The organism is Bradyrhizobium sp. SZCCHNRI1029 (assembly GCF_032487555.1).
GTDB lineage: Bacteria > Pseudomonadota > Alphaproteobacteria > Rhizobiales > Xanthobacteraceae > Bradyrhizobium.
On sequence record NZ_JAUEUK010000007.1, the window covers coordinates 38433 to 54843 of the forward strand.

A 16411-nucleotide genomic window follows, 5' to 3' on the forward strand; every position below is an offset into this window, starting at 1 on the left:
TGTCGTGTCCGCTGCGCGATCAGTTCGGCAGCATCTCGCTGCCGTGCACCGCGACCAGCACGGGAACCTGGTAGAGGATGTAGGCGAGCTCCGCGGAGTTGCTGTCCGGATGCCAGCGTAGCGCCTTGTCCTCGTCGTACTGTTGTTTCTTCTCCTGCAGCTCCGGCGCCACCGGATCGTCCAGGGTGAGGGTCGGCCCGCCCGGCCTGATCTGCAGAAAGCCCTTGTCGGCGTCGGACAGCACGTCAGGCCAGGCGAGGTCGTTCCAGACGTTGAGCGGCCCGTCGCGAGAAATATCGAGGCCGAAGCGCGGCTCGCCGGGCCGCTCCTTGATGACGAAGAACCAGCCCGGCGCCGTCGAATTGCCGCGGCCGGTGCCTCCCTTTGCCTCCTTCGAGGTCAGGTCGAAGCCAATGAAGGTGATGTCGGGATCGACCTTGGCTTCGTAGAGCGGTGTGCGCAGGCGGTCTTCCACCGGACCGTCGGTCTCCAGCACCCGCTCGACGCGGGGATTGATCGCGCCGCCGTCGTCGCGCTGCCAGCGCGCCTTCTGGGCGTAGATCACCGCGGTGGGATATTTCTTCAGCAGCTCGCCGCGGATGACGAGGACGACTTCCTCCTCGTTCTCGCCCGGCTTCTCGCGATGGTCGTGATCGCCGAGCTTGGAGAACAGCGACCAGGTGTGGAGCGGCGGAATATCGCGGAGCTTTTCGCGCAGTTCGTCCTTCGACAGGCCCTCCCGGTCGATCACGCCGCTCGGGTCCCAGAACTGGCGGAAGCAGCTGCCGCGCTGGTCGGTGGGATATTCGCGCCACAGCAGCTCGCGGGCGAATTCATGGTTGAGGCCGACCATGTAGGCCTCGATGAAACGCTGATTGGTCTCGAGCAGCGTGATCGTGTTCTGCGGAATCTTGTCGATGTTCGGCAGGAAGTGCTCGTCGGACAGACCGAGAAGCGGCTTGTACATCGGCAGGTCGATTTCCGGATATGCCATCACAGGCTTGAACACTTCCGGCTGCAGCAGCGTCGCGATCCCGTTGATGGCCAGCACTCGCGGCGGAATGGTGATCGAGGAGAAGGTGAAGGCGGGCACCGTCTTGTCGGGATCAATCGCAGCGAAGGTCGACGCTCCGAGCGCGGCGATGTCGATCGGCTTGCGCAACGGCGGCTTGCCGAGATCGGCGCTGACCGTGAGCAGCCGGTTGAGATCCTTGAGGGCCAGTTTGAAGCGCGCCGCCTCCGGGCTGTCGGCGGACGAAGCGCCGCCGACAGGCTCAGGCGCGGCGGGATCGGGATCGCGGATGGTGAACGACGGAAAGCCCGGCAGCGCGTCGATGATCTCGGGCGAAGCCCCTTGCGGCAACACGCCGGTCGCGATGCCGGCCTGCTTCTCCAGCCGCACCAGCCATCGGAACAGCGCCAGCGCCGCTGCCGCGACCACGATCGCGAGCGGGACGGCGACGGCCAGCAGCAGCACGGCGAGCAGCAGCAGAACGACCAGTAGGACCCACTTCGCCCAGCGGTGCTTGGTGAGCCAGTTGGTCAGCTCCGCGGGCAGCGACTTCGGCTGAAGCTGCGCGGCGACATCCTCCACCACCGGCAAGGCTTCCGGGGTGACCCGCGGCGGCGCCGCGCTGACCTCGCCGCGATTGATCTTCTCCAGCAGCTCTTCGGCGCCTTTCGGCGAGTCGAAGCCGAGCGTCGCCGCGAGCTGGTCGCGCGGCCGGACCGCGCGCCGGAACGGCTCGGACAGCGCCACGCGGGGCACCGTGCTTTCCTTGAGCCGATGGCGCAGCGTGAAGCCGTCGGCGATCACCCGGCGCTGCACCGGCGCCATCATTGTCAGCCCGCGTTCCGCACTGAGATCCTTCAGCGGCCCGAGATGGCGCGCATGCCAGATCGCGGCCGCGGCCTTGGCGAATTGCGCCAGCCTGATCCGCCGGTTCGCCGCAAGGATGTCGCCGACCTGGTCCCAGGCGGCGTCCATATAGGCCTCCTGATTCTTCTGCACGACCGCCGTGCCGAACGCGGCGGGAACGCGAAACCGCGGGTCCAGATTGAGCTCGTGCACCCAGTTGCGCGGCTGCGGCGCGTCGCTGCCGTCCGCCTCCTCAAGCAGCCGTTCGGTGAGCGCGTGCCAGCGGCCGTACAGCGGCGGCGTGATCACCGGGTCGGGCGCGCCTTCGCGGGCATAGTCGTCGGTCAGGTTGACGAAGCCCGCCAGCGCCTTCTCGAATTCGTGCGCGTAGGGTTCGTCCCAGCCCTCGTAGGCCGAAGCTTCCGCCTCCTGCGCGCCGATCAGCGCCTCGTCCGGTACCTTGAGCGCGCCGCCGAGCCGCAGCACCCCGTGGAGCCCGGCGACCGCGATGGGGGGCATCCCGGAGCCGGGCGTCTGCGTGTCCATGTCGCGGCGGCCGAGCCGCGAGTCCGGCGGACGCGGCTTCAACAGGCGGACGAGGTACTCGAAATCGCCCACCGTCCCAGTCTTGAAGTACCACCGCTTGTACACCGGATGCAGCGTCGGGAACGGCCGGTCGGTATAGTCCACCCAGGCCGACAGGGTGGCGAAGAGTGCGGGATTCGCCGCCGGCGCGATTCCGAGGCCGGCGAGACGGCCGCTCTCGAAGGTCGGCACCACGAACGCATGGTAGGACGTATTCGGCTTCAACTGACGTGGCGACAGGACGCGCGAATAGGCGTAGTCCGGATTGCTGGCCAGCAGGCTCTCCAGTCGCGCCCTCGCCTGGTCCGCATTGGTCGATTCCACCACGCCGTCCTGCTGGATCAGGTCGCGGTTGACGTGGACGTGCGCCCAGGCCCAAAGCTGGTCGGCGGGCGGAAATACCGAGACCGGATCGCCCGTCACCTCGATCGCCGGCAGCGGCCGCGCCGACGACACCGCGACTTCCTTGAACTCCTCCACCTCGAGCACCAGGAGTGCGAGCCACGGGCGCAGCCGGTGGCGCGACTCGTCCGGCGCCGCTGGCGTGTAGCGCCACGGAAAATCCTCGTCGTAGAACTCAACGAAGGGCAGGTAGTTCGGCTCGAAATTGGTGATCCAGTCGCGCGGCTCCACCTTCACCACCGCCATCGGATCGATGCCGACGATGTCCCCGGGACCATAGAGCGCGACATCGCGCGAAATCGTCGCCGTCAGATCCGTGTCGCCCTGGACCGGTCGCCCGGCCAGCGACAAGTCGACCTTGATCGTCGCGCGCAGCGCCACCGAGTGGTCGTTGTCGGACGCCGTGATGCTGTTCGCCACGCCGAGCCGCAGCCAGGGCAGGAAGGAATAGGTGCCGATCGTGTCGCTCATCCCGCTCCTCCCCGCCGCCTCGCCGGATCGCCCGCCATCATCGTGCCTCCGCTACGCTGCGCGCTTCATCTCGTGCGGGCGCACGATATGGACCTCGCTTGCGAAGTTCGGATTGCGCCGCGTCTCCGCCGCCATGAATTCGCCGGCGCTGGCGCGCGATTGGAACGACGCAGGCGCGCCGGCGATCGGCGAATTGTCGGCCAGGCTCACCACCACATAGGACGCCTGATCGACCGCGATCTTGTCGTCGAATACGTGCTTCAGATCGCGCGACTTCGCCGAGATCTCGGACCGCGCCACGGCGTTGTTGGCCAGGAAGTGCGTGAACAGCCCGGAGATGAGCGTGACGAAGCGCCGGCGTGCCCGCTTGAAATTGTTGTCGACGATGATCTCTTCGTAGCGGGCAATGCGCTTGGTGACATAGCTGGTCTTTGCCTGGTTGCCAGTGACCGACAGCTCCAGCCCCGCCTCCTCGGCCTCGTAGTCGGAAGCGCTGAGCTTCTCGCCGTCCTTGAGGTCCTTGAACTGGGCGATCGCGAACGACTCCCGGATGGTGGCGCGCTTCTCGATGCCCGACGTCGCGGTCGCGACCGAGAAGTAATTGGCGTCGTCCGGGCGCTGCGCGCCGATCTTGTCGAGGGTGATGCCGAGCGGGATCGCACGCTGGGTGATCTTGAGCGAACCGACCGGATGCAGGACAAGATCGGAGCCCGCGTCCACGGTCTTGAGCGTCACCAACAGCCTGCTGCTGTTCTGCAGCGCGGCAGTCCAATTCTCCGCCTTCGAGTATTCCGCCACCAGCAGGGGCAGCACGGAGACCGGCGGCAGGCTGGTGTCCTCCTTGTCGCCCCAGGTGTGGGAGAAGTCGACGTCGACGTCCCAGAACAGCAGCGAGATGCTCCCGGTGCCCTCGACGTGCCAGGGCGATGTGCCTTCGAGCGAGCCGCGGAAGCGGATACTGAACAGCCCCGCGCCGAACAGCTTCACCGACAGCGAGGCAGAGATCGTGATGATGAAATAGAACGGCGAGAACTGGAACAGCGCGTCGAAGGCGAGATGGCCCTCGATGTTGGCGATCGAGACGCCGAAATACAGCTCCGCATGTGCGCCGAACTGCACGGTGTTCGACGTCACCGCGAAATAGGCGTCGACCCGGATGCGGGCCACCGGCGTGTTGAGAATGTTGATCGCGATCCGGGGGATCGGCGGGAACGGCAGCGCCGGTGGATTGTAGGCCGGGTGGAAGCCGCCGACGGAGACGATGAAAGTGGCGTCGCCGCCGAACGACGCGAGCACGCCCATTCCGCCGTCGAGCGGCATGAAGATCACGCGGGATTCGTACAGGATGGCGAAGAACCAGCCGCGCTTCTTGTCGAATTCGATGGCGCCCATGAAGGCGACCTGGATGATGATGAGCGGCAGCCGCTCGTCCGGGATCGCCACCGTCAGCTTGCCGATGATGGCTATGTTGCCGGGAATCTCGATGATGATCCCGAGCGACAGACTGATCAGCGTCGGCGTGCCCCAGCCGAACTTTGCCATCGGGCCGATGAGGAATGTCCCCTGCTCTGGCGGGAAGAAGGTGCGGAGGTCGGAGATGATCCGGTGCGCGTTGGCGACGACGTCGTGCGGGAACAGCACCGAGTCCAGCGAGCCGGCGCGCACGCCGTTGACTAGCGCGTCGAGGTCCATCGAGCGGTTGAGCCCGACCAGTCCGCCGACTCCCAGCAGGGTGAAGCCGAAACCGAGCTGCAATCCGGGATTGAACTCGACCGTGATGATGGCGATGAAGGAAAAGCCCTTTGACCCGTCCGGCATCTTGGTGGTGATGACGCCGATTGCCGTCACCGAGAGGAAGTCGAGGATCTTCAGTTCCAGCGCGCCGGCATATTCGCCGCGGTCCGGATCGATGAAGAGATAGCCGCCGCCCTTCACCGCCCCGGCATCGATCGACAGCCCGACGCCGTTCGGTGGCTTGAAGCCGAAGGATAGATCGATCGGGCCGAGGTTGCCGCCGCTCCCCGGAAAAGCGAGATCGGTCCGCAGCCCGATGTTTTCCACCACCGCGACCAGCGGACCGAGCGCCGCCTTCAGCGTCGCGCCGATATCGATCGGGAGGCCGTCAGCCGACGGTGTCACCGCGAGCGTCAGTCCCTGCACCTGGATCGGACCGAGGTCGATATGCGCTGGGATCTGGATCTCGAGATGCGAGGTGCCGCGGAAATACACGCCGCGCGGATAGGCGACGCCGAGGCCGAGATCGAACTCGAACCGCGTCGAGATGCCCGACAGGATGGTCGAGATGAAGCCGTCCGAGCCGGACGCGTCGAGGACGAAAGCGAGGCCCTTGAGGTCCGCCTCGGCGAACACCTCGACGTCCTTGCCCGCCACCAGTGTGAAACCGCCGGCACCGCTCACCGATTGGTATTCGAGCCGCGTGCCCTCGCCGGTGCCAAGAACGATGGTCGGGCTGCCGGAGATGGCGGAGTATTCCACTTCGACGCGCGCGGTGCCCTTGGCCGACGTCGGCGCGCCGCTGCCTGCGAAGCCGATCACCATGTCGATGCCGCTGCCCGGCCGCACCATCAGGCCGACACCGCCGGTGAGATCGAGGTCGCTCGAGATCGTCACCGCGATCGTCGGACCGAGCTGCATCCGCACCGACAGCAGCCCGCTGAACGACGGCAGCAGCGCGAAGCCCGGCTTCTTGCTCCCGGACTTTGGCAGCGGGAACAGTCCGAGCTCGGCCGATAGCCGTCCCGCGTCGCGCGCCCGCTCGAAGAACACCAAGCGGAGCCGCTTGCGCACGGCGGCACGCCCGATCGGAGGGCCGCCTTCGAGCGCGCGCGCGACCCGATCCGGCACCTCCACCATCCGGACGTCGAGCCCGAGCCCGGCCGCGAGGCTGTCGATCTGCCGCGCGAAGCTGGAGAAGTCGAAGCTGTCGGTGCCCCAGCCGAAGGCGTTCTCGAACAGTGTCACCGGGTCGGAGACGATCTTCGGCAGGTCCGGGAAGCTGAACCTGTAGTCGATGTAGTCCGGGCGGTTACCGGCGGGCGCGGTATAGCGGGTGCGGATGACGCCGAGCGCCTGCAGCGCGAAACCGATGCCCGGATGATGGTTGCGCAGATAGGTGATGAAGAGATAGCCGACGAGCTGCCCCGGAAACTCGCCCTTGAAATTATCGGCGTTCAGCGTCGCCGAAAATGCACCGCCGGGCTCCGAGACGAGGTCGTCGATCGCCTGCACGACGCCGGCGATCGCCTCGATGGTCTTGAAGGCGTCTTCGAGCGAGCCGGACACGACCGTCGCCTCGCCGTCGGACGCCACTTCGCCGTCGAGCGACAGCCCGCCGCCGACCAGCGCCTGGAGCCGATCGAACAGCAGCTGCAAGTCGACCGCGAGATCGGCGATCGGCTTCGGAATCACGTCGGAATCCCAGCCCAGCTTGAGCAGCAGGCCCTGGAACGCGGCCGGCGACTCCACCGCCGCCCGCAGCGGCAGCAGCAGCTTGCCGATCTCGGCGACGATCGTTTCGAGGGCACCCGGTTCAGCCATTTTTCTTGGCCTCCGGATAGAATTCGCGGTCGACGACGTCGTGCAGCGCGGGATCGACGCGGTTGGTGATCAGCCATTTGCAGACATGGCAAAAGGTGCCGCTGTTGTTCCGCATCTTGCAGTCGCCAGCCGGACGATAGACCAGCCCGGTGAAGTTGTATGCGCCTTCGTACAGGCCGACCAGCCGCTGCGCCTTGCATGGCGGCTTGAAATTCGGGATGTCCTTCGGGTCGTCGCCCTCGTCGTTCACATGAGCGAAGTCGGGATCCTTGTTGAGCGGCAGATGGTTGCCTGCGATGAAGTCGCGCACCTTCTTTTCCACCACATAGACCAGCGCGTCCGCATCGTCGCGGCGCGGCACGAACAGCAGCGAGCCTTTCGGAAACACGGGAAACGGCGCCGGCGGCAATTCCAGCCCGCCGAGCCGGATCGAGCCGAGGTTCTGGTCGATGTCGCCGATGTCGAGTCTGACGAGATAATCGGAATCGGTGAACGTGAGCGGCAGTTGCCGGCCGATCGCCGTGATCTGGATGCGGCGGAGAAACGCCTGGCGGCCGGCCGCCTTCGCCTGCACCCAGCGCGGGATCTGGCGCGGGTCGATCCTGACCTCGATCGAGCCACCCTGCTGGGTCGAAGCCTGGGTCAGCCTGGCCGAAAGCTGGACCCTGAGAAGTTCGAACCATTTCACCTTGGACGGATCGACCAGACGGGAGTGATTGGCGGCGTAGCTCGGATCCTGAAAGATGTCGGCGAGCGCGACGATGTTGTCCTGCTCGCTCGAAGCGGTCGCATTGTCTTCGGCGCTCGTCTCGTATTCGTCGCCGAGATTGAAGGAATGGCCGAATTCGTGCGCGACCGTGTCGATGATATCGGTGAGGTCGGCGTCGATGTCGCTGGCAGGCTTGCGCCGCATCACCTTCTTCGTCGCCGTGTTGGTCGCCGGATATTCGAAGTCGAGCGTCTTCAGGCTCTGCAACGAATTGGCGGTCACGGTCGACTGGTTGAAATTGGTGCCGCCGATCATGTCCTCGTTGGTGATCATGGCGATCAGGCCGCGGCTGCGCTTGAAGGTGCCGTCCGGTATCCACTCGGCGCCGAGCGCGGTATGCGGCGACGACCCGAGCCGCAGTCCGGACAGGTAGGCCATGATCGGCGCCGCAACGTTCGCGCGGCCGTTCCGAGCGAGCTCCGGCGGATGCCGGCGCGGATCCGGGGCAAGGTGCCGGGTGACGCTGGCCGGCTTGAAGAACTGATAGGCGCGGGCGATCAGTGGCGCGAGGTTGGCATCGCCCGCCGCATCCGCCGCCGGCATCGTCAAAGCGGCCCCGGACTTCGCCGACCGGTCGCCCCAGCGGGAGCCGAGCATCAGGCCGTAGAAAGTGTCACGTGCCTCCAGGATGCCGAGCGATTTCTGCTTCCTCCACGCTTCGATCAGGGTGTCGTTGACCTTCGCCGCATCGTAGTTGGGCAGCGACTGACCCGCCCAGCGCGCCTTCAATTGCGCCGGCGTCGCAGTCTCGTTGCGGAGCGGCAGGCCGACGCGGGCCACGAGCTCGTCGACCTCGTAGATGCTCTTGTCGTCCGAAACGCTGTAATTCCACGGAATCGGTCCGCCCCTGCTAAGCTCCGAGGTCTCCTCGTCGTTGACGCGCCAGCCGCAGGTCACCGCCTGCTCTTCCGACGCCTGGAACGCCTTGAATACGTTGAAACTGCCCGCGAGCGTGCCGTAGGGCTCGTGGCGCTTCTGCGAGAACAGACCGTCCGCCGCTTCCTGCACGATCTTGTCGAACTTGTCCTTCTCGGACGCGCGAAAGCCTTCGGCGAGGAACAGGATGTTGTGCATCTCGGCGGCATTGGCGAGGTCGCCGGCGCGCACCGTTGAGATGTTGTCGCGGATCTTGGCGTAGTCGACCACCTTCACCGGCAGGCTCTGGTTGACACCGAGGAAGCTGCCGTCGAGCTGGGCTGCCCCCTCGCTCACGCCCCTCAACCGTCCCTCATTGTTCGTATTTGCCACCACGAAGGTGCCGGGACTTGCCGAGTTGAGCGTGACGAAGCCGTGCCCGGTGATGTCGCCGACGAGATCGGTCCCGGTCGGATCGTCGCTGAACAGCGCGCACAGCGTCGGCTGGCTGTGGGCGACCGTCGGATGCAGCGCCGTGGTGATCGAGGAGTTGCCGAACCACCAGCCGAGCACATCGTCGTGCACCTGGATACGCGCGACGATGTAGCCGGGGCCGTATTCGATCACCACGAGGTTGGTGCCGACGTCGTCGCCGGTGATGGTGCGCGCCGCAGGATCGATCGTCACGAAGCTGGTCAGCCGGGACCCGACCGGGTTGTACGGCGCCAGGATTCGAAAATTGCAGTCCGCGGTGACGTCGGTCAGCGTGTAGGTCGTCGAGCCGTTCGGCAGATCCTGGTCGAACACGCGGAACGGCAGCACCTTGGTCGCGGGCTTCTTCAGCGCGACGTGCATGTCGCAATGCGGATAGACGATGAGAGGCATGCCGGCACAACCCTCTCTCAGCCAGCAGAACTATTGGGAAGCCCGTCGTTCCCATCGGAAATCTGGCATCACGAAGATTGTACACCCAAGCCTTCTCAATACAACCTCAACGTGATACTGTTTCGATATCCTTCTGCAATCGTCGTTTGCCGAGTGGAGCTCTCCATCACTGGGGCCAATCCTGCTGCATATGCCGGCGGCGTAGAGCATCTCGTTGTCATCGTTCACAGATGAACACGAACGCTCCGTGGTTTCCGATGAGAAGCGATTGGAAGGCGCTGGGTTCGTCGCTGTCCCCGCGGGGGTACGAGACCGATGCGTGACCCGGTTTCTGACCGCGTCACGCCTCTTGAGACGCACTGCGACTGACCGCGTCTCCTATCCATGGGTTCGGCCCGACGCTGCTCGGCGTTGTCACGGGCGCCGACAGGCATCGTCACGTCACTCAGATGTCAAACAGCCACTTGCGGTCGGTTCAGGCGTGCGCGCGCGGTCTCGCGGCTCGATGAGTCCGAGGAATGCGTTGGTCGCGCGCGTCTCGAAACACGAGAGGCGCAGGGAGAACCGGACCTCGACTGAGGCCCGTGGCCCGCCTGCGAAAAAAAATGCAGGCGGCAGGTACCACAGGTCCAGCCGGACGACCCGGCCCTCCCTGCGCGATCAGTTTTAACGGTGTCCTTCGTGCTCTCCTTGGGGACCGGGCTTTCTTGCCCCCATCGCCCGCGTGACGCTTGCGCATCAACAGCAGGCTTGACCTCAGCATCGGGAGGCCGGGACCACACGACTTCGCCGTCCGCGACGCAAGCGCTCGTCTGGCGCAGCATCCACGTCCATCGCAGCCCACCTCCACGTATCGTGACGACGCGTACGCCCTCTGCATGAGGCGGGATGAACGGAGTAAAGCATGATTTCCGATAAAAAGAACGAGGGATTTTTGGCCAGCGTCGAGCGGCCCGGCGATCGCATCCAAGAACCCGGGTTTCCGCCCAGATATCTTTCCACCGTCATAGCCTGGCTCCGTCCCGGCCATTCACTTCGACCAACATGATTGAACGACGTGCATGCCCGAGCCTTCGCCGAGTCGAGGCGGTTGCGGCCGCGCAGGAAGGACGGAGCCCGGTATGACAAGCAACTCATTCGCAGATTCTCTTGGTGCACCGCGCGTGAACCCCGTGTATCACGCCGCAGCATTGCCAATCTCATCGATTGAGCGCAGGCTCCCCTTCCTAAGCGCGCAAGTCGCATTACGGCACCAGCCGCATCAGGGGAGAGACGCATGAAGGAACCGGGCCTCGACGGCCGCCACCGCGACAAGGATGGCGAGATCAGCAGGAAGCATGGCAACACGCTGGTCGGCACGTTGCGCAAGATCTACGGAAAGTCGTTCGCGGCCGGTTATCCGGATTCGACCAAACTCAGCGACGTGCTGCTGCAGCTCAACGAGACCTCGCTGAGCCAGCTGCGTAGGGATCACGGCACCGGGCATCTGGAGCACAAGATCAAGGAGGCGTCGAAATGATCGGCAGCGTGCATCGCACGTTGCCGTCACCTGCTGGACCCACGCAAGATGGGGGATGCTGACCGAGACTGACGGCACATCGCCGACCAGTGCCTCGCCCTTGACCGTCAAACCTCAGTCAGCCGACCTCAGGACGTCGGCGAACTGCTGCTCGAACCTTTTCTGCTGTCCCGTGCTCGGAAAATAGACCGGGCGGCCGGCGTTGATCACGTTGAAGCCGTCCTTTGTCAGTCGAGGCTCCAGAATCCGGCAGACGTTTGCCTTGATCAAGATCAGGGGAACGCCGCGATCCGACACAAGGCTGGATAGGTCCGCGACGAGCAGCGGGTAATCGTCTTCGATCAACGCATTCCTATCCTGACTCGCGTCTTTCGGCAGCTTGTCCACTTGCTGGTAGGTCGCATCGACCAGCACCCATCCCTTGCGCTGAAATTGTCGCAGCCCCTCTTCTTTCGTCGCAGGGGTGGCTCCCATCTGGCGCATGAGGGCCGTGAACAACGGCTCGCTGATCGAGCCGGCCGAGTCATAGAAGTATTTTCCTGAGGCCGGCGGCGATTCCGCGACGATGACAAGCTTGGCGACGTCCGGCTCATAGCGGCGTCTCAGCCCGAGATAATAATCTCGCCCCCTCGCCAACATCGACGATGCACCTCCACCGCACGAATTCGCAACACGGCGATCGCTGACGTCACTGAACGTTCGTTTAGCATCAAGCGCCAACGATGGCAGCAAGGTCTGCAACACGCCGTCTGGAAAAGAATGCTGTCCAGCGGCGACGGGAAGGCCAGCGCTGCTTTCCCGTCGCTGAACGAAAGTGCCCGGCTTGTTACTTCCCCATGCTTCCCGCCTGGTTCGTGCCCGGGCCGACATTGCCCTGGCTCGACGAGGTGGAATCGCGGCCGGACTTCATGTTGCTGCCGGTGGTCTGCGACGAGGTGGTCGACGTCGCGGCGTTGTGCTTCTTGTGGTGCTTCGCTTGCGCGGCGAGCGGGACGGCGGCGAGGGTGGCGGCGACGAGGGTGGCAATGGCAAGCTGGGTCTTCTTCATGGATCCGATCTCCATCCGGTTGAACTCCACGCCGCCCAACCCGGCTGCGACATCACAGTTCCTGCCGGGGGATCAAGCGTTGTTGTTCGATTCCGACGGCGCGCGTGAAGGTGCGATGCAGCAGCGTCAGGCCGGCGCTTGCATGGGCACGGCGCCAGGCTGCGACACAGGCTTGGGAAACGGCCGGAAGGTCATCATCATCATGACAGCGCCGAGGCCCATCACCCACGAGCCGACATAGAGCCAAGTGTAGCTCGCAAAGCTGTCGTAGATCAGGCCGCCGGCCAGCGGGCCGGTCGCCATGCCGAGGCTGCCGGCCATCGCCGTGCCGCCGATCACCGTGCCCATGATGCCTTGCGGAAAATTGTCACGCGCGATCGCGGCGTAGAGCGGCATGGTGCCGGCATAGAGGAAGCCGAAGGTGGCCGCAACCGCATAGAACGCGGCGAGGTCGCGCACGACCACGTAGGAGAGCGCGCCGAACGCCTGCGCGAGCAGGCCGAGAACGAGCACGCGCTTGGCGCCGAAGCGGTCGCCGAGCAGGCCGAAGGCGATGCGGCCGCCGAGCCCGGCGAGCCCCTCGATGCTGTAGATCGTCACCGCCGCCATCAGCGGGATGCCGCAGGTGACGGCGTAGCTCACGGTGTGGATGATGGGGCCGGAATGCGTGGCGCAGCAGAAGAAGTTGGTGGCGAGCAGGATCAGGAACTGCGGCGAGCGCAGCGCTGCCGATCGCGTCATCTCGGCCGGCCCGGCGGCGGGACCCGACGCGACGGCGTCGCCGGGCGCGGACGATGGCGGACGGCCCACGAGCAGCGACGTGGGAATCATGATGGCGGCCACGATCGCGGCGATGCACTGCATCGCGGTCCGCCAGTCGTAGCTGGAGACGAGCCAGGCCGCGAGCGGCGACATCGTCATCGGCGCCACGCCCATGCCGGCCGAGACCAGCGACACCGCGAGGCTGCGATGGGTGTCGAACCAGCCGGTGACGGTCGCCATGACCGGCGGGAAGATCGCCGCCGTCGCGATGCCTGCGATCAGGCCGAACAGCAGTTGGAACGCCAACAGCGAGGATGTCAGGCTTGCCAGCAGCAGGCTGACGGCGAGCAGGATCGATCCGATCAGCAGCACGGGACGCGGGCCGATGCGGTCGGACAGCGTGCCCCAGCCCATGCTGGTGACGGCCATCGCCAGGAAGCCGATCGTCATCGCGGTGGAGATCCCCGCGACCGACCATCCGGTCTCGGCGGCCATCGGCTTGAGGAACACCGGCAGCGAGAACAGGCCGCCGACGGCGACGCAGCCGAGCACGCCCCCGGCCGCCACGATCACCCAGCGATAGTACGATGTGCTCATCCGCCGTCTCCTTCCCGATTGTTCGGTTGGAAGACGATCGGGACAAGGCCGAGACGACACGCGGCGATCGGATTTTTCGCGGGCTGTGGAGCCGGCGCCTCACACCGGCGTCATGCCGTGCTGGCGCTTGGTCTCGGCGGTCTCCTCCGAGACCAGATATTCGATGAAGGCCCGCGCCGCCTCGGTATGCGCGCCGGCCTTGCACAACGCCGCCGCGAACACGGTGCCGGGCTGCAGCGACGCGGGCAGCAGGCCGACGATATCGATGCCGGGCGCGCCGAGCATCTCGCTGAGCTGCTGGAAGCCGACGTCGACCTCGCCATCGGCGAGCAGCCTGGCGACGGGAATGCCGGGCTTGGCCTGGACCAGGCGCGAAGTGCCCTCGCTCTCCAGGCCCCAGTCGCGGGCGAGCTTCTGCACATACGTGCCGCTCGGGCCGGTGGAGATGCCGATCGCCCTGGCGTTCTCCATCACCCTGCGCACGGCGGCCTCGTCGAGCGGATCGGGCTTGGGGCTGCCGGCGCGCACCGCCATCGCCATCGGCGATTCCGCGATTTCGATGATGCTGCCGGGAACGAGATGGCCGTCGCTTTCAAGCTTCTGCAGCGCATCGGAGGCGAGCACGGCGAAGTCGAACGCTTCGCCGGCGCGGATGCGCTTGGCGGCATCGACGCCGCCGACGGATTCGATCGTGATCACCTCGCCGGTCGCCTCCTCATAGGCGGCGGCGAGCTCAGCGAGGATCTGCCTCGTCGCCATCGAGGAAATGCCGGCGGCGGTCACGCTCATGATCTGCTCCGTTCAACGATGTCGATGACGACGCCGCAAAGGCGGACGCGCACGTCTCGGATATGGCAAGCGCGGCGGCGGAGCAAGATGGTCGTCACTTCGGCACGTTGCGCTCCAGGTCCTCCAGCCACGCGGTGGCGTTGCCGTCGGACGGGGCGCGCCAGTCGCCGCGCGGCGACAGGGCGCCGCCGGCCACCACCTTCGGGCCGTTCGGCATCGCCGAACGCTTGAACTGGCTGAAAGCGAAGAAGCGCTTGAGGAACACCTCCAGCCACTTCCTGATCTCGGGAAGTGTATAGGCGTGGCGCTTGTCGGCAGGGAAATGCGGCGGCCAGGCGCCGTCGCCGACATTCTTCCAGGCGTGATGCGCCATGAAGGCGATCTTCGACGGGCGCATGCCGTAGCGCAGCGTGTAGAACAAATTGAAGTCTTGCAGCTCATAGGGGCCGATCGTGGCCTGGGTGCTCTGCGGCGTCTCGCCCTCCTTCACCGGGACCAGCTCCGGCGAAATCTCGGCCGACAGCACTGCCTCGAGCGTGCGGTCGACATCGGCCGAGAACTGATGCGAGGCGATGACCCAGCGGATGAGATGCTGGATCAGGGTCTTCGGCACGCCGGCATTGACGTTGTAGTGCGCCATCTGATCGCCGACGCCATAGGTGCACCAGCCCAGCGCCAGCTCGGAGAGATCGCCGGTGCCGAGCACGAGGCCGCCGCGGTCGTTGGCGAGGCGGAACAGATAGTCGGTGCGCAGCCCGGCCTGCACGTTCTCGAAGGTGACGTCGTAGACCTGTTCGCCGCGGCCGAAGGGATGGCCGATGTCCTTCAGCATCTGCGTCGCCGCGGGGCGGATGTCGAGTTCGGCGGCGCTGACTTGAAGCGACGACATCAGCGCATGCGCGTAGGACTTGCTCTGCGCGCCCGTGGCGAAGCCGGGCATCGTATAGGCCAGGATGTTGGTGCGGGGAAGGCCGAGCAGGTCGATCGCCTTCGCCGCGACGATCAGCGCATGCGTGGAATCGAGCCCGCCGGAGACGCCCATCACGATGCGCTTGGTGCCGGTGGCGCGCAGCCGCTGCGTCAGGCCGGCGACCTGGATGTTGTAGGCCTCGTAGCAGTCCTGATCGAGCCGCGCGGCATCGCTCGGCACGAACGGAAAGCGCTCGATGCTGCGCATGAAGCCGATGTCGCCCTCGGCCGGCTGCAGCTCGAAGCCGATGCGGCGCCAGTGCATGCCGGCGCCTTGCGCGCGCGCATTGTCGTCGAACGTGCCCATCAGCGCCCGCTCCTGGCGCAGCAGATCGAGATCGACGTCGGCGAAGATGGTCTGTCCGGTCTGGCGGAAGCGCTCGCTCTCGGCGAGCAGCACGCCATTCTCGAAGATCGAGGTCTGGCCGTCCCAGGCAAGATCCGTGGTGGATTCGCCGACGCCCGCCGCCGCATAGACATAGGCCGCGAGGCAGCGCGCCGAGGTCGAGCGGCACAACAGTGAGCGGGACTCGGCACGGCCGACCGTGATCGGGCTGCCCGAGAGATTGGCGAGCACGGTGGCGCCGGCGAGCGCGAGCTCGGACGCCGGCGTCACCGGGATCCACATGTCCTCGCAGATCTCGACGCCGATGACGAGGCCGGCGACATCCGCGGCGGCGAACAGAAGGTCGGTGCCGAACGGCGCCATGGTCTCGGCGACCTCGATCATCTCGCCGCGGATGCCGGCGCCGGAGGCGAAGTGGCGGCCTTCGTAGAATTCGCGATAGGTCGGCAGGTAGCTCTTGGGAATAACGCCGAGCACCTCGCCGCGGTGGATCACGACGGCGCAATTATAGACACGATGCGCAAAGCGCAGCGGCGCACCGACGATCAGGACGGGCATCAGGTCGTGCGAGGCTTCGACGAGGGTGAGCAGCCCGCGCTGGACGGCGTCGAGCAGCGGGTCCTGCTTGACGAGGTCCTCGATCGCGTAGCCGGACAGACAGAGCTCCGGAAACACCGCGACCGCCGCGCCCTGGTCATGGCAGGCGCGCGCCGCGGCCAGGATCGCCGCCGCATTGGCGGTCGGGTTGGCGACGCTCGAGGCGGTGACGCAGGCAGCGACGCGGGCAAAGCCGTGGCGGTAGATCGAATGGAAATTCATCGTGGCAGTCCATCTCCTGTCGCCTGATCATACGACATGGACCATGACGGGAGCCATAACAAGCGCGGCAGGTCAGCACCGCCCCGTCCGCAGGGTGACTCCGCGCGCGTCATTTGAATTGCGCGGGCCACCCGGTGCCGGGTAACTCGAAGGCTCGCTCCTTCGCGCAAGTCCAGGTG

The 16411-nt window shown here is 65.8% G+C and carries 9 protein-coding genes; 1 reads left to right on the top strand and 8 read right to left on the bottom strand.

Features of this window, described 5'->3' with window-relative positions:
• Nucleotides 1-19: 19 nt before the first annotated feature.
• Genes QW861_RS20275 through QW861_RS20285 form a run of 3 tightly spaced genes read right to left on the bottom strand, consistent with a single transcriptional unit; the run spans nucleotide 20 to nucleotide 9383 of the window.
• Entirely contained in the window at nucleotides 20-3316 is a 3297-nt protein-coding gene (locus tag QW861_RS20275) for a hypothetical protein (protein ID WP_315751454.1), read from the bottom strand.
• A gap of 51 nt (nucleotides 3317-3367) precedes the next feature.
• On the bottom strand, nucleotides 3368-6874 hold the full coding sequence (locus QW861_RS20280) for a DUF6603 domain-containing protein (RefSeq protein WP_316193440.1): 3507 nt from the start codon (nucleotides 6872-6874) through the stop codon (nucleotides 3368-3370).
• Complete coding sequence (locus QW861_RS20285) at nucleotides 6867-9383, bottom strand: M64 family metallopeptidase (RefSeq protein ID WP_315751450.1); 2517 nt, start codon at nucleotides 9381-9383, stop codon at nucleotides 6867-6869. The genes QW861_RS20280 and QW861_RS20285 overlap by 8 nt, the downstream gene beginning before the upstream one ends.
• A 1276-nt stretch (nucleotides 9384-10659) precedes the next feature.
• Between QW861_RS20285 and QW861_RS20290 the strand changes: the two genes are divergently transcribed.
• On the top strand, nucleotides 10660-10902 hold the full coding sequence (locus tag QW861_RS20290) for a hypothetical protein (RefSeq protein WP_315716267.1): 243 nt from the start codon (nucleotides 10660-10662) through the stop codon (nucleotides 10900-10902).
• Between the two features lie 114 nt (nucleotides 10903-11016).
• Here the strand turns inward: QW861_RS20290 and QW861_RS20295 are convergent, their stop codons facing one another.
• The 5 genes from QW861_RS20295 to QW861_RS20315 form a co-directional block, all read right to left on the bottom strand.
• Nucleotides 11017-11643 (bottom strand): hypothetical protein, encoded by a 627-nt coding sequence (locus tag QW861_RS20295; RefSeq protein WP_315716268.1) that lies wholly within the window; start codon nucleotides 11641-11643, stop codon nucleotides 11017-11019.
• Nucleotides 11644-11728: 85 nt separating this feature from the next.
• Complete coding sequence (locus QW861_RS20300; RefSeq protein WP_315716269.1) at nucleotides 11729-11950, bottom strand: hypothetical protein; 222 nt, start codon at nucleotides 11948-11950, stop codon at nucleotides 11729-11731.
• Between the two features lie 126 nt (nucleotides 11951-12076).
• Nucleotides 12077-13309, bottom strand: a complete 1233-nt coding sequence (locus QW861_RS20305; RefSeq protein WP_315716270.1) for an MFS transporter — start codon at nucleotides 13307-13309, stop codon at nucleotides 12077-12079.
• A 99-nt stretch (nucleotides 13310-13408) separates the two neighbouring features.
• Nucleotides 13409-14098: a substrate-binding domain-containing protein gene (locus tag QW861_RS20310; protein WP_315716271.1), complete on the bottom strand. Its 690-nt coding sequence runs from the start codon at nucleotides 14096-14098 to the stop codon at nucleotides 13409-13411.
• Nucleotides 14099-14192: 94 nt separating this feature from the next.
• Nucleotides 14193-16232: an NAD(+) synthase gene (locus QW861_RS20315; protein WP_315751448.1), complete on the bottom strand. Its 2040-nt coding sequence runs from the start codon at nucleotides 16230-16232 to the stop codon at nucleotides 14193-14195.
• Nucleotides 16233-16411 lie beyond the last annotated feature (179 nt).